The sequence below is a fragment of the Ahniella affigens genome, assembly GCF_003015185.1.
In the GTDB taxonomy this organism is placed as follows: domain Bacteria; phylum Pseudomonadota; class Gammaproteobacteria; order Xanthomonadales; family Ahniellaceae; genus Ahniella; species Ahniella affigens.
Genome location: NZ_CP027860.1, coordinates 654781 through 672587, shown reverse-complemented (window position 1 = coordinate 672587; position 17807 = coordinate 654781). Strand labels below are relative to the sequence as shown.

Below are 17807 nucleotides of genomic sequence, written 5' to 3'. Positions count from 1 at the left end.
CCGTTCTGAATGCACGTGACGCCGCTCCGACCCGCTCCGCAAACACGCCGTAACACATTGGTTTTGATAGCCAATAAATTGCGGGTGGTGACGATTCTGACCGGAAATTGACGCCCTCCCCGGACCCTCCGCCGCGATCGCGGCGGAGGGCGCCAACTCCCTCTCCCACGCGAGTGGGAGAGGGCTGGGGAGAGGGCTACTTGCCACACTGCACCGCCGTGAACATCGCCTATCGACGCTGACAGTTTGATGCGCGAATAAGCGCACCAAAGGGGCGGCTGGACTCCCACGCGAGTGGGAGAGGGCTGGGGAGAGGGCTACTTGCCACACTGCACCGCCGTGAACATTCCGCATCGCCGCCGACAGTTTGATGCGCGAATCAGCGCATCGTCGGCGCGATCGTTCGCCCTTATGCCACCGCCGCCTGCGCTGACCGACCGAGGACCATGGAACGCGTGCTTTCGGCGATCGTCATGACCTGAGCGATCGCCGACTCATCGGCGTTCAATGCGCGCAGCGTCGCGGCGAGGTGTTTCAATACGGCATCAAAATGCAGATCACTGAGACCATGTCGCCGCGCGATGTGGGCGTGCGCACTCGTCAGGTCACGGCCTTGATAAGCGTTCGGTCCACCGAGTGCCACTGCCAGAAATCGGCGCTGATGCTGCTCCAGGCGATCGGGGTCGATGCCATCAAACATCGGGGCAAGCATCGGGTCGGCCAACACGCGATGGTAGAACTTGGTCACCAGCAATTCGATCGTCGGCTCGCCGCCCAGTTGTTCATAAAGACTGCTCATGTTCTATTCCTTTCCGGTGGAGGATGGGCCACCCAGGCGCGCTGCCTGCAATGACCACGGCCGGCTTCGTGCCGACCTCGCAGCATGGGATGCCGACTCGCGACGCTGCCCATCTGCTACCCGGAGATACGGAATTTCTGCTGAATCCGGACAGACCTTACCAACAAAATTGAAGGCCCCAACCATCCGTAACGTGCATGCACCTATTTGAGCAAAGGGCGGATGCGTGCAAACCCGCCATCGACTCCGATGATTTGGCCGGTCACCCGGGCGGACTCAGCCGAGATCAACCAGTCAGCCAATGATGCAAGCTCTTCGGCGGTACCAATGCCACCGAGGGGATACTGCTTGGCAGCGGCCTCGCGGAAGGTGGGATTGCCGGTCAGCGGTTTCGCCATGCGTGTGTCGGTCAGTCCAGGCGCGATCACATTGACGCGAATCCCTGAGCTCGCGTAGGTCGCCGCCGCGCCCAACGCCAAGCCTTCGACAGCAGCTTTGGCCGCCGCAATGGCTTCGTGATTGGCCACGCCGACCCGCGCGACAATCGACGAGAACAGCACCACACTGCCGCCATCCTTCTTGCGCAGGCCCACAAATTCCTTGAGCCCGTTCCAACTCGTATCGAAATTCGCCTGAAAGATCTCTCGTAGCTGCGCCTGGCTGGTCCGTGTGATCGGCTGCAACCAAGTGCTGCCCGCTGCATTGATAAACGCAGCGGGAACGCCCGCTAACCTTTGGCATTCGGCAAATGCAGTCGCAGCGCCCGCTTCGGTCCCAAGATCCGCCTGCACCAGATGCCCGCCAAAGGGCTCAACGACTTGCTCGGGTTGCCGGCTGACGAGCACCACGCGCCAGCGCCCTTGTAACCGTTTGGCGAGAGCAAGCGCGACGCCGCCCGAGCCACCTGCAATCAATACCGTCTGCATGATTCTGATCTCCGAAGGAAGGCATCGCGCCGCAAGGTCAGCCGGTCACGGCTGACCGCCGGATTGCCGGATGGCGGTCGCCCGCTCGCGAATCGCAGTCAGTGCGTCAGCGCTGAAGCGATCCAGATTGCGCACTTGCATCGCGAGGCGCGGGTTCGCTTTGAGCATGTCCCGGTGTTGATCAATGAAATGCCAATAAAGCGTGGTGAACGGGCAAGCCTTCACACCAACGGCCAGTGCCGGATTGAACGGGCAATGCTGGCAGTAGTTGCTCATCCGCTGAATGTATTTGCCACTGGCGATGTAGGGCTTGGAAGCCATGATGCCGCCGTCGGCGTACTGGCTCATGCCGAGCGTGTTCGGTAGCTCCACCCATTCGATCGCATCGACATAGACGGCCAGATACCACCCATGCACTGCCTTCGGATCGACGCCGAGCAACAGCGCATAGAGACCCGTCACCATCAGGCGTTGAATGTGGTGGGCGTAGCCGTGCTTCAGCGTTTGGGTGATCACGTCCGACAGACAGCGCATCGCGACGTTGCCGGTCCAGTACCACTCAGGCAGCGGTTCATGAGCCGACAACGCGTTGCGCTCCAGATACTGCGGCATGAATCGCCAGTAGATCCCACGCACGTATTCGCGCCAGCCGAGAATCTGTCGAATGAAGCCTTCGACGCTGCTGAGCGGGGCATCACCACGATGATAGGCGGCCTCTGCGGCAGCGATCACCTCGCGTGGGTTCAGGAGCTTGAGATTCAATGCCGCCGACAGATGCGAGTGGTAGAGCCACGTCTCTCCGGTCCACATCGCGTCCTGATACTGTCCGAAGAGTGGCAGGCGTTGGCGTATGAAGCGGTCCAGCGACGTCAGCGCGTCGGCACGCGTTACCGGCCAAGCGAAGTCTTCCGTATCGCCGGGATGGTCCGGCAACACTTGATCGATCGCAGCCTTCGCGGCAAGCGTGATCGCATCGGGTGGCACGAATTCGGGTGGGGGCAGCAATCCTGGGCCGCGGGCATCAAAACTGCCGCGGTTGTCGTGATCAAAATTCCAGGCGCCACCCTCGGGCGTCTTGCCATCCTTGCCGAGCAACACGCGTTCGCGCGCACGCATTTCGCGATAGAAGTACTCCATCCGCAATTGCTTGCGCGCCTTGGCGTGCGCGGCGAACGCTGCGTGCGAACACAAAAAATGCGGGTCCTCATGCATGCGCACCGGTACCGATTGGAGCGCAACGATCGCGGCTCGCAGACGCCACTCGCCGGGCTCGATCAGATGCAACGCGGCAGGCTGCAACCATGCCAGCGCGCGGTCGAGTTCGCCCAACAATGAACCGGTGTGTTGGGGCGCGTCGAGTCGCTGGTACAACACGCGTGCACCTTTGGCGGTGAGTTCTTCGGCAAAGTGTCGCATCGCGGCCAGAAACATCAGCGTGCGGGGCTTCGTCGACCAGACGTATGTACTTTCGGCCTTCGCCTCGACCATCAACACCCAATCTTTTGCCGGATCAAACCCGGTCGCGTACAGATCCGCCTCGGACAATTGGTCGCCCAACACCCAATGCACGTGACGGCAGGACCGGTCGGTCACCGTGGGCATCGTTTCAAATGTCTGCAACATGGCACTGGCTCTGGATGCAAGGATGAAATGGTGTTTCAACTGACCGGGGCGCGCGCCATCGTCGCCGGCCAAGCCGAACCCTGAACAATTGATGGTTGACCCGTACGCGCCCGCTCGCTGTTCAATGCAAATCGTGCCGAATCCATTGGCGCGGTGACCACCGTATCAGCAGCCAAGCAGTATTGCCGAGACTGCGTTGAGGGGGAGTCATGGTCCAGTGATCGCCATGACATTGGTTGCGCACCGACGCCTGTGATGCCGTTGGCGATGGATGCATCTTCACAATCCACCGACATCAATGCTATTGCGAAGCGTTCGCATTTGACGGAGGATAGGGTCCGCTCCCCATCAACCAGGATCACCGAATGCGCCTGACCCATTGCTTCCTCGCCCTGCTCTGCGCCCTGCCCCTGTCCGCCCAGGCCACTGGCCTCGCCACCTGTGACTCGGGCGACCCATCGACCTGGAAGTCCAAAGACGAACTGAAGCAGAAACTCACAGATGACGGCTGGCAAGTCCGTCTGATCAAGGAGGATGGCGGCTGCTACGAGGTCTACGCGATCGACAAGGAAGGCAACCGAACGGAGGCCTACTTTCATCCGGTGACGTTCGAGCCAATCCCAATTGAGGAACACTGAGCACACGCTGTTGGGTGGATCTGCCCGCAAATTCGCGAGCACCCGCTCTGGCCATCGGCAGTGCGCGGCGCTTGATGACCGTACTGATCGCAAGTAACCCCCTCCCCGACCCTCCCCCGCGATCGCGGGGGACGGAGCGCTCCCTCTCCCACGCGAGTGGGAGAGGGCTGGGGAAAGGGCTACTTGCCGCACTGCACCGTCGCGAGAATCGCGCATCGTCGCTGACAGTTTGATGCGCGAATAAGCGCACTTTCGGTGCGATTGGCACTCCCACGCGAGTGGGAGCGGGCTACTTGCGATACAGCCCCTTCGTAAAAGCCGCGCCCCCGCACCAACCGTCTGATACGCGATTCACCGTACAACCGAGACAGCCGGAACGCCTCTGCACCGACAACCGAAGCACCCATGACCGCTACGAGCAAACAGATATTGGTGTTCGACCGCATCGTCCGCAGCACGCATTGGCTGATTGCTGTCGGCATCGTCGCCACATGGTTCACCCGACATGCGCGCGGTGCATGGCATGAGTGGCTCGGTTATGGCGTCGCGGCAGTCCTGCTGTTACGCCTGCTTTGGGGGCTCATCGGCAGCCGCCACGCGCGGTTCGCGGATTTCATGCAAAGCCCCCTTGCGACCATTCGATACGCGCGCAAGTGGTGGGCTGGCACCGCACCTAGATTCTTGGGCCACAACCCACTGGGCGGCTGGATGATCGTGACGATATGGACCACGCTCGCCGTTGTCCTGGTCACCGGCTATCTGTTCACGACGGATCGGTGGTTTGGCATCGAGTGGGTGATTGAGACCCACGCGATCTCGACGTGGGTCTTGCTCGGCCTGATCCCCATTCACGTCATCGGGGTTCTGCTGGCCTCCTATCGCGACCGCGAGCATCTCATCCTGGCCATGATTCACGGTCGAAAACCGGAGGTCATTGACGGCCAGACTGATCCGTCCGGCACCTCGGCAATCAAACCGCGCTGAATTCGGCAAACCGCCGATCGGGATCCAGGTCGCGCTTCAGCTGTTGCAGGCGCGGCAGTTGGGCGCCGTAATAGGCGCGCGTGGCGTCCTGAAATGCATCGTTCGGGTAGTTCGCATAGTGTCTGGACCAATGTGCCTCAATGACCTGCCGCGCCCGCTCCGTCAGCGCGAGCGCCGGTTCGGCTTGTTTGGGGCTGTTGTAGTAGACCTGGAATTCGCCGAGATACTTCATGCGGCGATGTGCATAGGCCGATGGCACCGTGTTCGTACTGATCGCGCCGGCCAGCGAATTGATCTGCAGAATCGAGTTTGGTTTCTGCTCGATGACCAGTGCGGCGAGTGCCTCGAATCCGCGCGCGAGATCGGCCCAGTCAGCGTAATACCCCGCCGAAAAGTTCTTGAAATACATCGGCGTCGTACCGCCGCTGAAGCGTTGGATGCCCGCAAGGAACAGGTCCTCCCGGACCGGCGGTGTCTCGGTGGCGTCGGCGCCGAAACGAGCCAGCTGATCGGCGAAACCCGTTGGCGCCTTGGCGGCGCTGTCGGTGATCAGCACCGTCAGCGTGCGCCCGTTCAGGACGAACGATGCATAACTGGTCAGCGGCAAGCGCTCAACCAAGTCGCACCAACGCTCAGCCAGTGCTTTGGCCCGTGCTACGGTCAACTCGCGAAAGCGAAAGCGATGACTGGCGAAACGGGACGGCGCTGGGTGCGTCCGAAACCGTAAGCGGCTCACCGCGCCGAACTGACCGTTGCCGCCGCCGCGACACGCCATGAGCAGCGGGTCGTCATCACGAACGGTATGCAGCTTGCCACCAGCATCAATCAGGTCGAGTTCGACGAGATGATCCGAAGTCAGACCATGCTGGCGTGCAAAGAAGCCATAGCCACCGCCCAATGCCAGGCCGGCAACCCCTACCCCGGCGCAGGATCCGGCGGGCAGCAGCCGATTCTCTGCCGCAAGCTGCTGATAGACGCCGCCGAGCTTCGCGCCTGGACCGATGTCGACCAAGTCGCCCTGCCGTTTCAGCGTGTTCAGCGCCGAGAGATCGAGCAGCAGGCCGTTCTCGATCAACCCGTGGCCTTCGAAACAATGACCACCGCTGCGAATGCCCACTTTCAGGTTCGACTCGGCCGCAAATGCGAGCGCGCGTTGAATGCCTGTCATCGACCGACACAGGGCCAGTACCGCCGGTTTCCGGACAATCCGCTGATTGAACCCACCACGCCGGGTGGCATAGTCCGCATCCGACGGCACAATCAGACGCAAGTCGGCAGACTCCGCCAGGAGGGGCGCCAGGGCCGCGGCCGAGCCGGAAAACGGCAACAGGGACAACGCTTTAACCAACTCGCGACGGTTCATATCTCACACCATGAGACAACAGACGGGTATTCACTGTCGGTGAATTTCCAGAAGAAATCCACAGGTTTATGCGCAACGCCCAGACAGACTGCCGACGTATCATCGTGGGTTCGGCCACGGGCCGGCGGGAACAAGTTGGCTTGCCGCTGTTGGCAGGCGCGTTCCTTCCGGTCCCTGTGTCGCGCCAGCGCGTCACCACCTGCCGTACTGCCAACAGGCCGTTACCAGACGGCCTGAACCCCGCCGCCTGTTGAGCGTGAGCTCGGCAGGTCAAGTTGATTGCTCGATACTTTGCTGAGTTGCCATGGCTGCCCGCCCCGAAACGTTCCGTTCCACCAAAAGCCAGATCGAGAGTCTGCGCGTACCGCCGCATGCCATCGAGGCCGAACAGGCCGTGCTCGGCGGTCTCATGCTGGCACCCGATTCGTGGGACAAGATTGCCGACAAGCTCGTCGAACACGATTTCTATCGGCACGACCATCAGCTGATCTTCCGTGCGATTGGCGAACTCCAGAACCGCAGCATGCCGCCCGATGCGGTGACGCTCGGGGAGTGGTTCGAAACTCAGGGCATCGCCGAACTGGTCGGCGGGTCGGGCTACATCCTGGAACTCGCAAACAACACGCCAAGTGCCGCGAACATTGGCGCGTATGCCGACATTGTCCGCGAAAAATCCGTCCTCCGGCAGTTGATCGAAGCCGGCACCGATATTGCCAATGACGGGTTCCAACCCGAAGGTCGCAGCACGCAGGAAATTCTCGAAGGCGCCGAACAGAAGGTCTTCCGCATTGCCGAAGCGGGTGCGCGTGGGCGCAAGGGCTTCACGTCGATGCGCATCGCAGTCAAGGATGCGTTTCAGCAACTGCAGTTCCGTTACGAGAACCGTGGTCAAGTCACGGGTGTGCCCACCGGCTTCACCGACTTCGACAACATGACCACCGGCTTGCAGCCCTCTGACCTCATCATCCTGGCAGCGCGCCCGTCGATGGGCAAAACCGCACTGGCGTTGAACATGGCCGAGTACTGCGCGCTGAAGACCAAAAAGGCAGTGGCCGTGTTCTCAATGGAAATGTCGGCCTCGCAGCTCGCGTTTCGTCTGATCTCCTCGCTCGGACGCATCAATGCGCAGCATCTTCGCACCGGCGAGTTGGCCGATGAGGAATGGCCGCGTGTGACCTCGGCGATCACCCTGCTGTCGGAATCGAAAATCTTTATCGACGACACGCCAGCGCTGTCGCCCGTCGAGCTCCGTTCGCGCGCCCGGCGCCTGAAGCGCGAACATGATCTGGGCCTGATCGTCATCGACTACCTGCAGCTGATGAGCGTGCCCGGCAACAAGGAAAACCGCGCCACCGAAATTTCGGAAATCTCGCGGAGCTTGAAAGCACTCGCGAAGGAACTGCACGTACCAGTGATCGCGCTGTCGCAGTTGAACCGCTCGCTGGAACAACGCACCGACAAGCGCCCCGTGATGGCCGACTTGCGCGAATCCGGCGCTATCGAGCAGGACGCCGACTTGATCTTGTTCATCTATCGCGACGAGTACTACAACAAGGAATCGCCCGATAAGGGTTTGGCCGAGGTCATTATCGGCAAACAGCGAAACGGCCCAACCGGAATGGTCAAGCTAACGTTCCTGGGCCAATACACCAAGTTCGAAAACCACGCCCATCAGGGCTATAGCGGCAGCTTCGAATGAGTCGATCGGCCATCGCCGCTATTTCCCTGTCGGCCCTGACACACAATCTCGCGCGCTTGCGGAGCCTTGCGCCCGCAAGCAAATTGATGGCCGTGGTCAAGGCCGACGGCTATGGACACGGTCTGGAGCGCGTCGCCCGAGCGCTCGGCAGTGCCGACGCGTTTGGCGTGGCTGCGATTGCCGATGGGCTCCGTTTGCGTGCATCCGGCCACAAACAACGCATCGTGGTGCTGTCGGGGATCGACGAACCCAACGATCTCGCTGAAGTGCGCCGCCTGGGGCTCGACATGGTGCTCCATCATCCGGAACAACTCCGCATGCTGCAGTTGGACCCCGACCCGAGACCAATTCGGACCTGGCTGAAACTCGACACTGGCATGCACCGTTTGGGCTTTCCGTCCGAACAAGCGACTGCGCTGATCGCAACGCTGCGCACCATCTCGCAAGTCGCTGCTGATCTGACGGTGATGACCCATTTTGCAAACTCGGATGTTCCTGAGGATCAAAGCAACGCGGCGCAGCGCGCGCACTTTGCGCGAGCCACCGACCCTCTCGGCCTGCCACGGTCGCTCGCCAACTCCGCAGCGATCTGCTTTGACCCGGCAAGTCACGCCGAATGGGTTCGCCCAGGTGGGCTCTTATATGGCCTTGGCCTGTCAACCACGCAAACGGGCGCGGCACTCGGCTTCAAGCCGGTGATGCAACTGTCGTCCAAACTCATCGCCATTCAAGATATTGCCGCCGGCGAACGTATTGGCTATGCCGGCACCTACACGTGCCCACAGCGGCAGCGCGTTGGCGTGGTGGCGTTGGGCTATGGCGATGGCTATCCGCGTCAGGCCGGTACCGATACACCAGTGCTGCTGCGCGGGCGCCGCAGCCGGATTCTCGGGCGCGTGTCGATGGACTTGATGACGATTGATCTGGACGCGTTTCCGGACGCTGCCATCGGCGATCGCGTGGTGCTGTGGGGTGACGAGCTGCCCGTCGAGGAGATTGCCACCGCCGCGGGGACGATCAGCTATGAACTCACTTGCGGCGTGACCAAACGCGTGATGTTTCTGGAGCAACCCTGATGGCCAAGGCCAAAACCGTCTATGTCTGCAGCCAGTGCGGCGCCGAGTCCAGCAAGTGGCAAGGCCAATGCAGCGAGTGCGGCGAGTGGAACACGATGAGCGAACTTCGGCTGGCCAAACCCGCCGCTGGCCCGGCGCGGTTTGCAGGCTATGCGGGCGCCAGCCAAGCGAGCGAGGTACGTCGGCTGTCCAGCATCGAAGAAAAGGACGAAGTTCGCCAGATGCTGGGTATTGGTGAGTTAGATCGCGTGCTCGGCGGCGGGCTCGTGCGGGGTTCGGTGGTACTGATCGGTGGCGATCCGGGCATTGGCAAGTCCACACTACTGCTACAAGCATTGGCGGCACTGCCCAAGCCGACGCTGTATGTCACGGGTGAGGAGAGTCTGGGCCAAGTGGCCTCACGCGGACGTCGACTTGGTCTGGACCTGGAGCGTCTGCAAGCGCTTGCCGACACCGAAATCGAAAAGATTATTGATGTCGCGCGAAAGACCACGCCCGACCTGCTGGTCATCGACTCCATCCAGACGATGTACTCGCAAGGCATCACTGCGGCGCCGGGTTCAGTGAGCCAGGTTCGGGATGCGGCCGCGCAACTCGTGCGGTTCGCCAAAGAGAGCGGAACCGCAGTGTTTCTAGTTGGCCATGTGACGAAAGAAGGCGGCATCGCTGGCCCACGCGTTCTCGAACACATGGTCGATGCGGTGCTGTATTTTGAAGGCGATGTGGGCAGCCGCTTTCGCGTCTTGCGCGCGTTCAAGAATCGCTTTGGTGCGGTCAATGAGCTGGGCGTGTTTGCCATGGGCGACCGTGGGCTCAAGGAAGTGCCGAATCCGTCGGCGATTTTCTTAAGCGGCCATGAGTCATCCGCGAGTGGCTCCATGATCATGGTCACCCGCGAAGGCACCCGGCCATTGCTCGTAGAAGTGCAGGCGCTGGTCGATCAGTCGCCACTCGCAAATCCAAGACGCGTCACATTGGGGCTTGAGCAGAATCGCCTGGCAATGCTGCTCGCCGTGTTGCATCGGCATGGCGGCATCAGCCTGTACGACCAGGATGTGTTCGTCAATGTCGTTGGCGGCTTGCGCGTTCAAGAAACCGCAGCAGACATGCCGGTATTGCTCGCGATTCTGTCGAGTTTCCGAGATCGGAAGTTGGGCTCGCGAATTGCGGCATTCGGCGAAGTGGGTTTGTCTGGCGAGATTCGCCCTGTGCCAAACGGCGAGGAACGCATTCGCGAAGCACAGTCTCACGGTTTCGAGAAGCTGATCGTGCCGAAAGCCAATGCGCCCCGAAAGTCACCACCCGGATTGGAGATCATTGCAGCAGAGCGGCTATCGGATGCGATTGCGGCTGTGTTGTGAGCAACACCCATCGCCAGCGATTTCGTGAATGAACGTGTAGCGCCGATCTAAGCTGGTTGTATGCGCTCTGACTCACTGCAATGGGCCTTTTGGCCCAAACCAAGCTGGCCGTAAGCTCCATTTGTGGGAGGGCCTTTAGGCCCGAACCAAGCTTGCCGCGATCTGTTTCGCGGCTGAAGCCGCTCCCACAAAATTCATCGCTCCAAGCGAAGCTCGCCGCAAGACCCGTGCGCTTTTTTGTAGGAGGGCCTTCAGGCCCGAACCAAGCTGGCCGTAGGCTCCATTTGTGGGAGGGCCTTTAGGCCCGAACCAAGCTGGCCGTAAGCTCCATTTGTGGGAGGGCCTTTAGGCCCGAACCAAGCTCGCCGCGATCTGTTTCGCGGCTGAAGCCGCTCCCACAAAATTCATCGCTCCAAACGAAGCTCGTCGCAAGACCCGTGCGCTTTTTTGTAGGAGGGCCTTCAGGCCCGAACCAAGCTGGCCGTAAGCTCCATTTGTGGGAGGGCCTTTAGGCCCGAACCAAGCTGGCCGTAAGCTCCATTTGTGGGAGGGCATTCAGGCCCGAACTAAGCTCGCCGCGATCTGTTTCGCGGCTGAAGCCGCTCCCACAAAATTCATCGCTCCAAACGAAGCTCGCCGCAAGACCCGTGCGCTTTTTTGTAGGAGGGCCTTCAGGCCCGAACCAAGCTGGCCGTAAGCTCCATTTGTGGGAGGGCCTTCAGGCCCGAACCAAGCTGGCCGTAAGCTCCATTTGTGGGAGGGCCTTTAGGCCCGAGCCAAGCTCGCCGCGATCTGTTTCGCGGCTGAAGCCGCTCCCACAAAATCCAGCGGTGCATTGATTCCAGAAAAGTCTCCGCGCCGGTTCTGGGGGGGAGACGGGCATGGGGGAGCAAACCGGCGCGGAGGTGTCGTGATTCAGATTGGACAATTCACTGCTTTCGGAGAACGACCTGGGCGTTGCGAATCGCGTCAGGTGCAACTCAGACCGGGTGATCCAAACGAAGTTCCAACACAATGAAGCCTGTTGGCATTCGTTCAGTTCTGTGTCGGACCTGTTTGTGAACAGTGATTGCCAGATTGTCTTATGACCTGCCGACGTTTAGCGGCGGGCGTAGTCGTGGCGCGCCCCGAACACCGCCCGAACCGATTTCTCGCATTTCAAATCAATGCGTTGCGCGTCGTCGCCGCAGTGGCCACGGCGTCTTGGCATTGCATGTTTCCTGGACTCGAAATGCTGCCAGTTCTGCTTCAGCCCATTGTCGGGACGCAACACGGTCAGACGAAGCAGCGCTTGCGAATCAAACCACTTTCGAATACTGAACGGTAGTCGCGCGGCCAAGATAGGCATCGAAGCAGGCAGCCGTGAGGCGAACAAGCAAGCGTCCGCGTGCCGTCACCCGGATGTGACCGGCGTCCATTTCCGCCAGACCTTCGTCGCACAAGCTCTGCACTGCACGTAGCGCGTCGGCAAAGTACTCCTCGAAGTTGATCTCGTACTGTCTCTCGAATTTGCCAATATTGATCTCGCCAAGGCACATCAAGTCCTGGATCACTGCGGCGCGCAATTGATCATCGAAGTTCAAATCCATGCCACGCCACACCGGCAATTGGTGTTTACCGAGTGCCTCTTCGTACGTTTTCAGATCACGTGGATTCTGACTGTAGGTGTCGGCAATGTGACTGATGGCGCTCACGCCAACGCCAATCAAGTCGGTTGCGGCGTGTGTCGTATAGCCCATGAAATTCCGCTGTAACGTGCCGGCATCCAGGGCCAGACTCAGTTCATCGTTCGGCAGCGCAAAATGGTCCATGCCAATGTAGCGATAGCCGGCCTTGGTCAGCGAGTCGATCGCAAGCTCCAGCAGGCGCAGCTTGGTCGCCGGATCGGGCAACTGGCTGGCATCGATCTGCCGTTGCGGTTTGAACAGTTGCGGAAGATGCGCATAGCTGTAAACGGCGAGCCGGTCGGGGCGAACCTCGGTGATGATATCCAGCGTGCGCTGGAAGCCCGCCTCAGTCTGCTTTGGCAGGCCATAAATCAGATCGACGTTGATCGACCGCATACTGACCCGACGACAGGCCTCGATCACTTCCAGAGTCTGCTCGACAGTCTGCAGCCGATTGACCGCCAGCTGCACTTCGCGATCGAAGTCCTGGACACCCAGGCTGACCCGGTTGAAGCCCATGAACGCCAATGCTTCAACGTCGCTGCTGCTCACGTGTCGGGGATCCAGTTCAATCGAGAAATCGCGATCCGTTTTGCGGCTGATCGAAAACCGGGCGTCAATCGCGGCCATCAACTCGGCCAGCTCATCGGCACGCAGGAAGTTCGGGGTACCGCCACCCAGATGAATCTGGCTGAGGGTGCGATCGGTATCAAAAAGCGGGGCAACGAGATCCAACTCGCGTTTCAGCGACTGCAGGTAGTCGCGGGCGCGGCTGACGTCGCGGGTAATCACCCGATTGCAGCCGCAATAGAAACACGGGCTGAAACAATAGGGCACATGCACATACAAGGACAGGTCGCGCGGAATGGGATCCTCGTTACTGCGCTTCGCGGCGGCCTTGAACTGGTTCGGCCCGAAGCGGTCATGAAACTGCGGTGCCGTCGGATACGAGGTATAGCGGGGGCCTGGCCGGTCGTAGCGGGCCAACAGTTCGGGATCGAAAAAGAGACCTACACTCATTGACACACCTGCTCGCGTGAATGGCTATTGGAACGTTGCATCAGTCCCGGCTCACGGCAGCCGCCGCCAGCTTGACCAACTACCCGGTTCCATATTGATGACAGGAAGGCTAGTCGAGTCCCGTCCCGGCGCCTTTGACTCAGGTCAATCGAAGCACCGGAAGCGTTCGATGCAGCGTCCAGGGCCAGTATGTCGCGGGCTGGCGTGGCACTATTGGCGCTTCCGTCCCGCTGTCATTGGAGCCCGTCCGAACCATGAACCGCCTGCCGATCCTTCACCAGAACCTGGCCGGCCTGGCCCTGTTGGCGTTGCTGAGCCTCCCGGCCTTGGCTGCAACCCAGGAATCCCGTCCGGCACCCATCGCCTTGGCGATTCATGGCGGCGCCGGCACGCTGCTTCGAGCCGAAATGTCCGCCGAACAGGAACAACAATACCGAGCAGTGTTGGGCCAGGCGCTCGACGCCGGCTACGCCGTGCTGAAATCCGGCGGTGCCAGTCTGGATGCGGTCCAGGCCACCATTCTGGTCATGGAAGATTCACCGTTGTTTAATGCCGGCAAGGGCGCCGTATTTACGAGCGACGGCAAGCACGAACTCGACGCGGCCGTCATGACTGGTCACGACCTGCGCGCCGGTTCAGTTGCCGGCATCACTCAAGTCAAGAATCCGATCCTGGCCGCCCGGGCGGTGATGGAGCAATCCGAGCATGTGATGCTGACGGGGCCGGGCGCTGACACGTTCGCCCGCACCCAGGGTTTGGCCATGGTCGACAATCACTACTTCGATACCGAATTCCGCTGGCAGCAACTGCTGAAGCTTCGTGGCGAACCGTTGGATACGCCGATGCCAGGCAGCAAATCGGCAAACGCCGCCGCACCGGCGTGGCGTGCCGAGGGACGAAAGTTTGGCACCGTCGGCGCCGTCGCGTTGGACCAGGCCGGGCACTTGGCCGCTGGGACGTCAACGGGCGGCATGACCAACAAGCGCTGGGGCCGGGTGGGTGATGCCCCGGTCATTGGCGCAGGCACTTATGCGAATGCCGAGTGTGCGGTATCGGCGACGGGTCACGGTGAGTTCTTCATTCGTGTGGGTGTGGCGCACGAGATCTGCGCACGCATTCGGTTCAAGGGCGAGTCACCCGCAGCCGCTGCGCGTTACGTGGTACAGGACACGTTGAAGCCCATGCAGGCCGAAGGCGGGGTCATTGTGCTCGGCCGCGATGGCCGCTTTGCGCTGGAGTTCAACAGCCCGGGCATGTATCGCGGCGTTATCGACGTCCATGGCAAGCGCGAGATCGCCATCTTTGGCACCGATGACGACGCGACACCGTTGACGGGTGCGAGCCACTAAGGAGGGTTGGAACGTCCCGCATGACCGGATTCGGACCCGCCCAACAAACCATTCGCCAAGTCTTCAGGAATCAATCCATACACCCGCGCGGGTCGCGGAAGACCCTGCGCGACCAGTCGATTGCGCGCGTTGCATTCGAAGCGCGCACCGAGCTTCTCGGCGACCCGCTGGCTGGCGAAATTGTCCAGCAGGGTAACGACTTCGATCCGGTTTAGCGCCAATGTCTGAAAGGCGTGTGCGCATAAGATTCGGGCGGCGCGCGTGGCGACACCCCGACCACAATGCGGCGTGCCCATCCAGTAGCCGAGATTGGCGCTTCGGTGCGCGTGGTTGATCTGATTCAACCCCATGCTGCCGAGCAGCAGACCCGTCGAATCAAGCACGGCAAAGGGAAACTCGCTGCCCGCGTCCCAAACTTGTTCGCTGAACGTAATCCAGGCTGCCGCATCGGCCTCGGCATAGCCAGCGTGACACCAGTCCAACCGAGCGCTGAGTTCCGCCTTGGAAGCATGCACGAGCGCCGACAGCGCGGCCTGATCGGTGCGCTGCCACGGCCGGAGCACCAGCCCATCTTGCTCCAGCTGCAAATTTGGTGCGAACCGCGGACGCGCCATCGTGGAACTCAGACCGGGCCGCCCATGCGCTCGCGAATCTGCGCTTCGACCGCCGCAAGCGCCGTCATGTTGACGACCCGGCGAACCGTGGAGGCCGGCGTCAGCACGTGCGCGGGCTTCGAGATCCCCATCAGAATCGGACCAATCGCCACCCCGTCGGTCATCTGACGGGTGATGTTGTAGGCGATGTTCGCGGCATCGAGGTTCGGGCACACAAACAGATTGGCCATGCCGGTCAGTCGCGAATTCGGGAACAGGCGATTCCGAATGGCTTCGTTCAACGCGGCATCAGCGTGCATCTCGCCTTCGATCTCAAGACGCGGCGCGCGCTCCAGCACCAGCTCGCGGACACGCTGCATTTTGCGGGCGCTCGCGGTGTCGTGCGACCCGAAGTTGGAATGTGACAACAGCGCCACTTTGGGGGTGATACCAAAGAGGCGTAACCGATACGTGGCCTGCAACGTGGCTTCGGCCAGTTGCTCGGCCGTGGGTTCGGCCTGCACATGTGTATCGAGGAAGAAGAACGTGCCGCGATCATTCGCCACGGCCGTCATGGCGGCGACCGACTGCACGCCCTTGTCGAGCGGAATCACGTCCAGCACATGCTTGAGCTTGCGGTGATAGCGTCCGACCAGGCCGCAAATCAGCGCATCGGCCTCGCCCGTATCGACCATGATCGACGCAACGACCGTGGCGCGGGAGCGCATGATGGCTTTCGCGCCGTCGGGCGTGACCCCGCGCCGCTGCATCGTTTCGTGGTAACGCTGCCAATAGCGGTTGAAGCGTGGATCGTCATCGATATTGGTCAGCTCGAAGTCACGGCCTGCCTCCAGCCGCAGACCGAGCTTCTGAATCCGTCGTTCGATCACGGCGGGGCGCCCAATCAAAATGGGCCGCGCCAATCGCTCGTCAACGATGGTCTGCACCGCGCGCAGTACGGTTTCCTCCTCACCTTCGGCAAACGCAACACGCTGCGGTTCGCTCCGCGCGCGTTCGAAAATGGGCTTCATCAGGAGCCCGGTCCGGAAGATGAACTGCTGGAGTTTTTCCTTGTACGCCGCGAGGTCGGCCATGGGACGCGTGGCGATACCGGTATCCATTGCCGCCTTGGCAACTGCCGGCGCCAATTCGACGATCAGGCGCGGATCAAAGGGCTGCGGGATCAAGTACTCCGGACCGAAGCTGACTGACCGCCCGCCGTACGCGGCGGCTGCGACATCGGATGCTTCTCGCCGCGCCAGCGCTGCAATGGCATGCACGCAAGCAAGCTTCATCGCCTCGTTGATGGTGGTCGCGCCCACATCCAGCGCGCCACGAAAAATGTACGGGAAACACAGCGCATTGTTGACCTGGTTCGGATAGTCGCTGCGACCCGTCGCAATGATGCAGTCAGGACGCGCTTCCAACGCCAGCTCGGGCAATATCTCGGGCGTCGGGTTGGCGAGCGCCAGAATCACCGGGCGCTCGGCCATGGTCTTGACCATGTCCGGCTTCAGCACCCCGGCGGCACTCAAGCCCAGAAAAATGTCTGCGCCATCGACGATTTCAGCGAGGGTGCGCTTGGCCGTCGGCCGCGCATAACGGAGCTTGTCGGCATCCATGTCCTCGGCGCGGCCTTCATAGACCACGCCGTTGCGATCGACCACGAGGATGTTCTCTTTCTTCAAGCCCAAAGCGACGAGCATGTCGAGACACGCGATCCCGGCCGCGCCGGCGCCCGAACAGGCCAACCGGACTTCATCGATCTTCTTGCCGACAATATGCAGCGCATTCAGTACCGCCGCACCCACAATGATGGCCGTGCCATGCTGATCGTCGTGGAAGACTGGAATCTTGACGCGTTCACGCAGCTTCTTTTCAATGTAGAAGCACTCGGGCGCCTTGATGTCTTCCAGATTGATCCCGCCAAACGTCGGCTCCAACGCGGCAATTATGTCCACGAGTTTGTCCGGGTCCCGCTCATTGACTTCGATGTCGAACACGTCGATGCCGGCAAATTTTTGGAACAGCACACCCTTGCCTTCCATCACCGGCTTCGACGCCAGCGCACCGATGGGCCCGAGACCAAGCACCGCGGTGCCATTGGAGATCACCGCTACCAGATTGCCACGGGCGGTATACAAGCTCGCCGTGCTCGGGTCTCTGACAATCTCCTCGCAAGCGGCCGCCACACCCGGCGAGTACGCCAGGGACAAGTCCTTTTGGGTCACCAGAGACTTGGTCGCGGTGACTTTGATCTTTCCTGGCGGGTGTTGCCGGTGATAGTCCAGGGCTTGCTTCTTGAGTTCTTCGGACAGAGACATGGGTACCGCACTGAGCAAAAGGGGATGTTCCGAATATATAGCAGACCGATCTGAACAACCCATGGCCGATCGGCCCCGGCGCCGAAAGATCGGCCGCGGCAGAAGAGCATGGCCGAATCGCCGTTAATCGTTTGTGCAAGTGGTTGATTCTGCTTGGGAGCCTCTGAACAAGTTCAGAGGCGATGCGGGCCATGGATGGATTTATTCAGACCCTCCCCTGATCGTCAAACTGACCTGACGAAACAGAACAAGCGTTCGTATCGAATCTGGCGTTGGTACCATTGCATTCGCATGGCCAAAATGCGAGCTTTCGAACACCCTGATCAATCGTGCTTCGATGCTGTGCAGTACCTACTGCCCGGCTCAGGTCAATGATCCCCGACCG

General features: G+C 60.9%; 13 protein-coding genes. 6 read left to right on the top strand and 7 right to left on the bottom strand.

Annotated features, from left to right (window positions below; genetic code table 11):
- Window positions 1–409: 409 nt before the first annotated feature.
- The 3 genes from C7S18_RS02460 to C7S18_RS02450 all read right to left on the bottom strand — a co-directional run bounded on the left by C7S18_RS02460 (window position 410) and on the right by C7S18_RS02450 (window position 3348).
- A complete protein-coding gene (locus C7S18_RS02460; protein WP_106890053.1) occupies window positions 410–799 on the bottom strand; it encodes a group I truncated hemoglobin in 390 nt (129 codons plus the stop codon).
- Between the two features lie 203 nt (window positions 800–1002).
- A complete protein-coding gene (locus C7S18_RS02455; RefSeq protein WP_106890052.1) occupies window positions 1003–1725 on the bottom strand; it encodes an SDR family NAD(P)-dependent oxidoreductase in 723 nt (240 codons plus the stop codon).
- A 45-nt stretch (window positions 1726–1770) separates the two neighbouring features.
- On the bottom strand, window positions 1771–3348 hold the full coding sequence (locus C7S18_RS02450; protein ID WP_206207960.1) for a cryptochrome/photolyase family protein: 1578 nt from the start codon (window positions 3346–3348) through the stop codon (window positions 1771–1773).
- Window positions 3349–3713: 365 nt separating this feature from the next.
- Here C7S18_RS02450 and C7S18_RS02440 point away from each other — a divergent pair, with 365 nt between their 5' ends.
- Together C7S18_RS02440 and C7S18_RS02435 are read left to right on the top strand one after the other, a co-directional pair.
- Window positions 3714–3986, top strand: a complete 273-nt coding sequence (locus C7S18_RS02440) for a PepSY domain-containing protein (RefSeq protein ID WP_106890050.1) — start codon at window positions 3714–3716, stop codon at window positions 3984–3986.
- A 432-nt stretch (window positions 3987–4418) separates the two neighbouring features.
- Entirely contained in the window at window positions 4419–4970 is a 552-nt protein-coding gene (locus C7S18_RS02435; protein WP_170113062.1) for a cytochrome b/b6 domain-containing protein, read from the top strand.
- On the opposite strand, the gene C7S18_RS02430 is transcribed toward C7S18_RS02435, so the two are convergent.
- Complete coding sequence (locus tag C7S18_RS02430) at window positions 4957–6333, bottom strand: FAD-binding oxidoreductase (RefSeq protein ID WP_106890048.1); 1377 nt, start codon at window positions 6331–6333, stop codon at window positions 4957–4959. The genes C7S18_RS02435 and C7S18_RS02430 overlap by 14 nt on opposite strands.
- 304 nt (window positions 6334–6637) lie before the next feature.
- Here C7S18_RS02430 and C7S18_RS02425 point away from each other — a divergent pair, with 304 nt between their 5' ends.
- The 3 genes from C7S18_RS02425 to radA are packed head-to-tail and all read left to right on the top strand — an operon-like array spanning window position 6638 to window position 10469.
- A complete protein-coding gene (locus C7S18_RS02425; RefSeq protein WP_106890047.1) occupies window positions 6638–8032 on the top strand; it encodes a replicative DNA helicase in 1395 nt (464 codons plus the stop codon).
- Window positions 8029–9108, top strand: a complete 1080-nt coding sequence (gene alr, locus C7S18_RS02420) for an alanine racemase (RefSeq protein ID WP_106890046.1) — start codon at window positions 8029–8031, stop codon at window positions 9106–9108. The genes C7S18_RS02425 and alr overlap by 4 nt, the downstream gene beginning before the upstream one ends.
- Complete coding sequence (gene radA, locus C7S18_RS02415) at window positions 9108–10469, top strand: DNA repair protein RadA (RefSeq protein WP_106890045.1); 1362 nt, start codon at window positions 9108–9110, stop codon at window positions 10467–10469. Before alr ends, radA begins: the two co-directional genes overlap by 1 nt.
- Before the next feature lie 1298 nt (window positions 10470–11767).
- Here the strand turns inward: radA and hemN are convergent.
- The gene (hemN, locus tag C7S18_RS02405) at window positions 11768–13156 is read right to left on the bottom strand and encodes an oxygen-independent coproporphyrinogen III oxidase (protein WP_106890043.1); all 1389 of its coding nucleotides are present in this window, start codon (window positions 13154–13156) and stop codon (window positions 11768–11770) included.
- Window positions 13157–13410: 254 nt separating this feature from the next.
- Between hemN and C7S18_RS02400 the strand changes: the two genes are divergently transcribed.
- Window positions 13411–14505: an isoaspartyl peptidase/L-asparaginase family protein gene (locus tag C7S18_RS02400; RefSeq protein WP_106890042.1), complete on the top strand. Its 1095-nt coding sequence runs from the start codon at window positions 13411–13413 to the stop codon at window positions 14503–14505.
- Here C7S18_RS02400 and C7S18_RS02395 read toward each other — a convergent pair.
- Window positions 14502–15119, bottom strand: coding sequence for a GNAT family N-acetyltransferase (locus C7S18_RS02395; RefSeq protein WP_106890041.1), 618 nt, complete (start codon window positions 15117–15119; stop codon window positions 14502–14504). The genes C7S18_RS02400 and C7S18_RS02395 overlap by 4 nt on opposite strands.
- 8 nt (window positions 15120–15127) lie before the next feature.
- Window positions 15128–17422, bottom strand: a complete 2295-nt coding sequence (locus C7S18_RS02390; RefSeq protein WP_106890040.1) for an NADP-dependent malic enzyme — start codon at window positions 17420–17422, stop codon at window positions 15128–15130.
- Between the last annotated feature and the right edge of the window lie 385 nt (window positions 17423–17807).

Coding starts and splice junctions, on each gene's coding strand:
- C7S18_RS02460 (WP_106890053.1), bottom strand. CDS start 799: ATGAGCAGTCTTTATGAACAACTGGGCGGCGAGCCGACGATCGAATTG.
- C7S18_RS02455 (WP_106890052.1), bottom strand. CDS start 1,725: ATGCAGACGGTATTGATTGCAGGTGGCTCGGGCGGCGTCGCGCTTGCT.
- C7S18_RS02450 (WP_206207960.1), bottom strand. CDS start 3,348: ATGTTGCAGACATTTGAAACGATGCCCACGGTGACCGACCGGTCCTGC.
- C7S18_RS02440 (WP_106890050.1), top strand. CDS start 3,714: ATGCGCCTGACCCATTGCTTCCTCGCCCTGCTCTGCGCCCTGCCCCTG.
- C7S18_RS02430 (WP_106890048.1), bottom strand. CDS start 6,333: ATGAACCGTCGCGAGTTGGTTAAAGCGTTGTCCCTGTTGCCGTTTTCC.
- C7S18_RS02425 (WP_106890047.1), top strand. CDS start 6,638: ATGGCTGCCCGCCCCGAAACGTTCCGTTCCACCAAAAGCCAGATCGAG.
- alr (WP_106890046.1), top strand. CDS start 8,029: ATGAGTCGATCGGCCATCGCCGCTATTTCCCTGTCGGCCCTGACACAC.
- radA (WP_106890045.1), top strand. CDS start 9,108: ATGGCCAAGGCCAAAACCGTCTATGTCTGCAGCCAGTGCGGCGCCGAG.
- hemN (WP_106890043.1), bottom strand. CDS start 13,156: ATGAGTGTAGGTCTCTTTTTCGATCCCGAACTGTTGGCCCGCTACGAC.
- C7S18_RS02400 (WP_106890042.1), top strand. CDS start 13,411: ATGAACCGCCTGCCGATCCTTCACCAGAACCTGGCCGGCCTGGCCCTG.
- C7S18_RS02395 (WP_106890041.1), bottom strand. CDS start 15,119: ATGGCGCGTCCGCGGTTCGCACCAAATTTGCAGCTGGAGCAAGATGGG.
- C7S18_RS02390 (WP_106890040.1), bottom strand. CDS start 17,422: ATGTCTCTGTCCGAAGAACTCAAGAAGCAAGCCCTGGACTATCACCGG.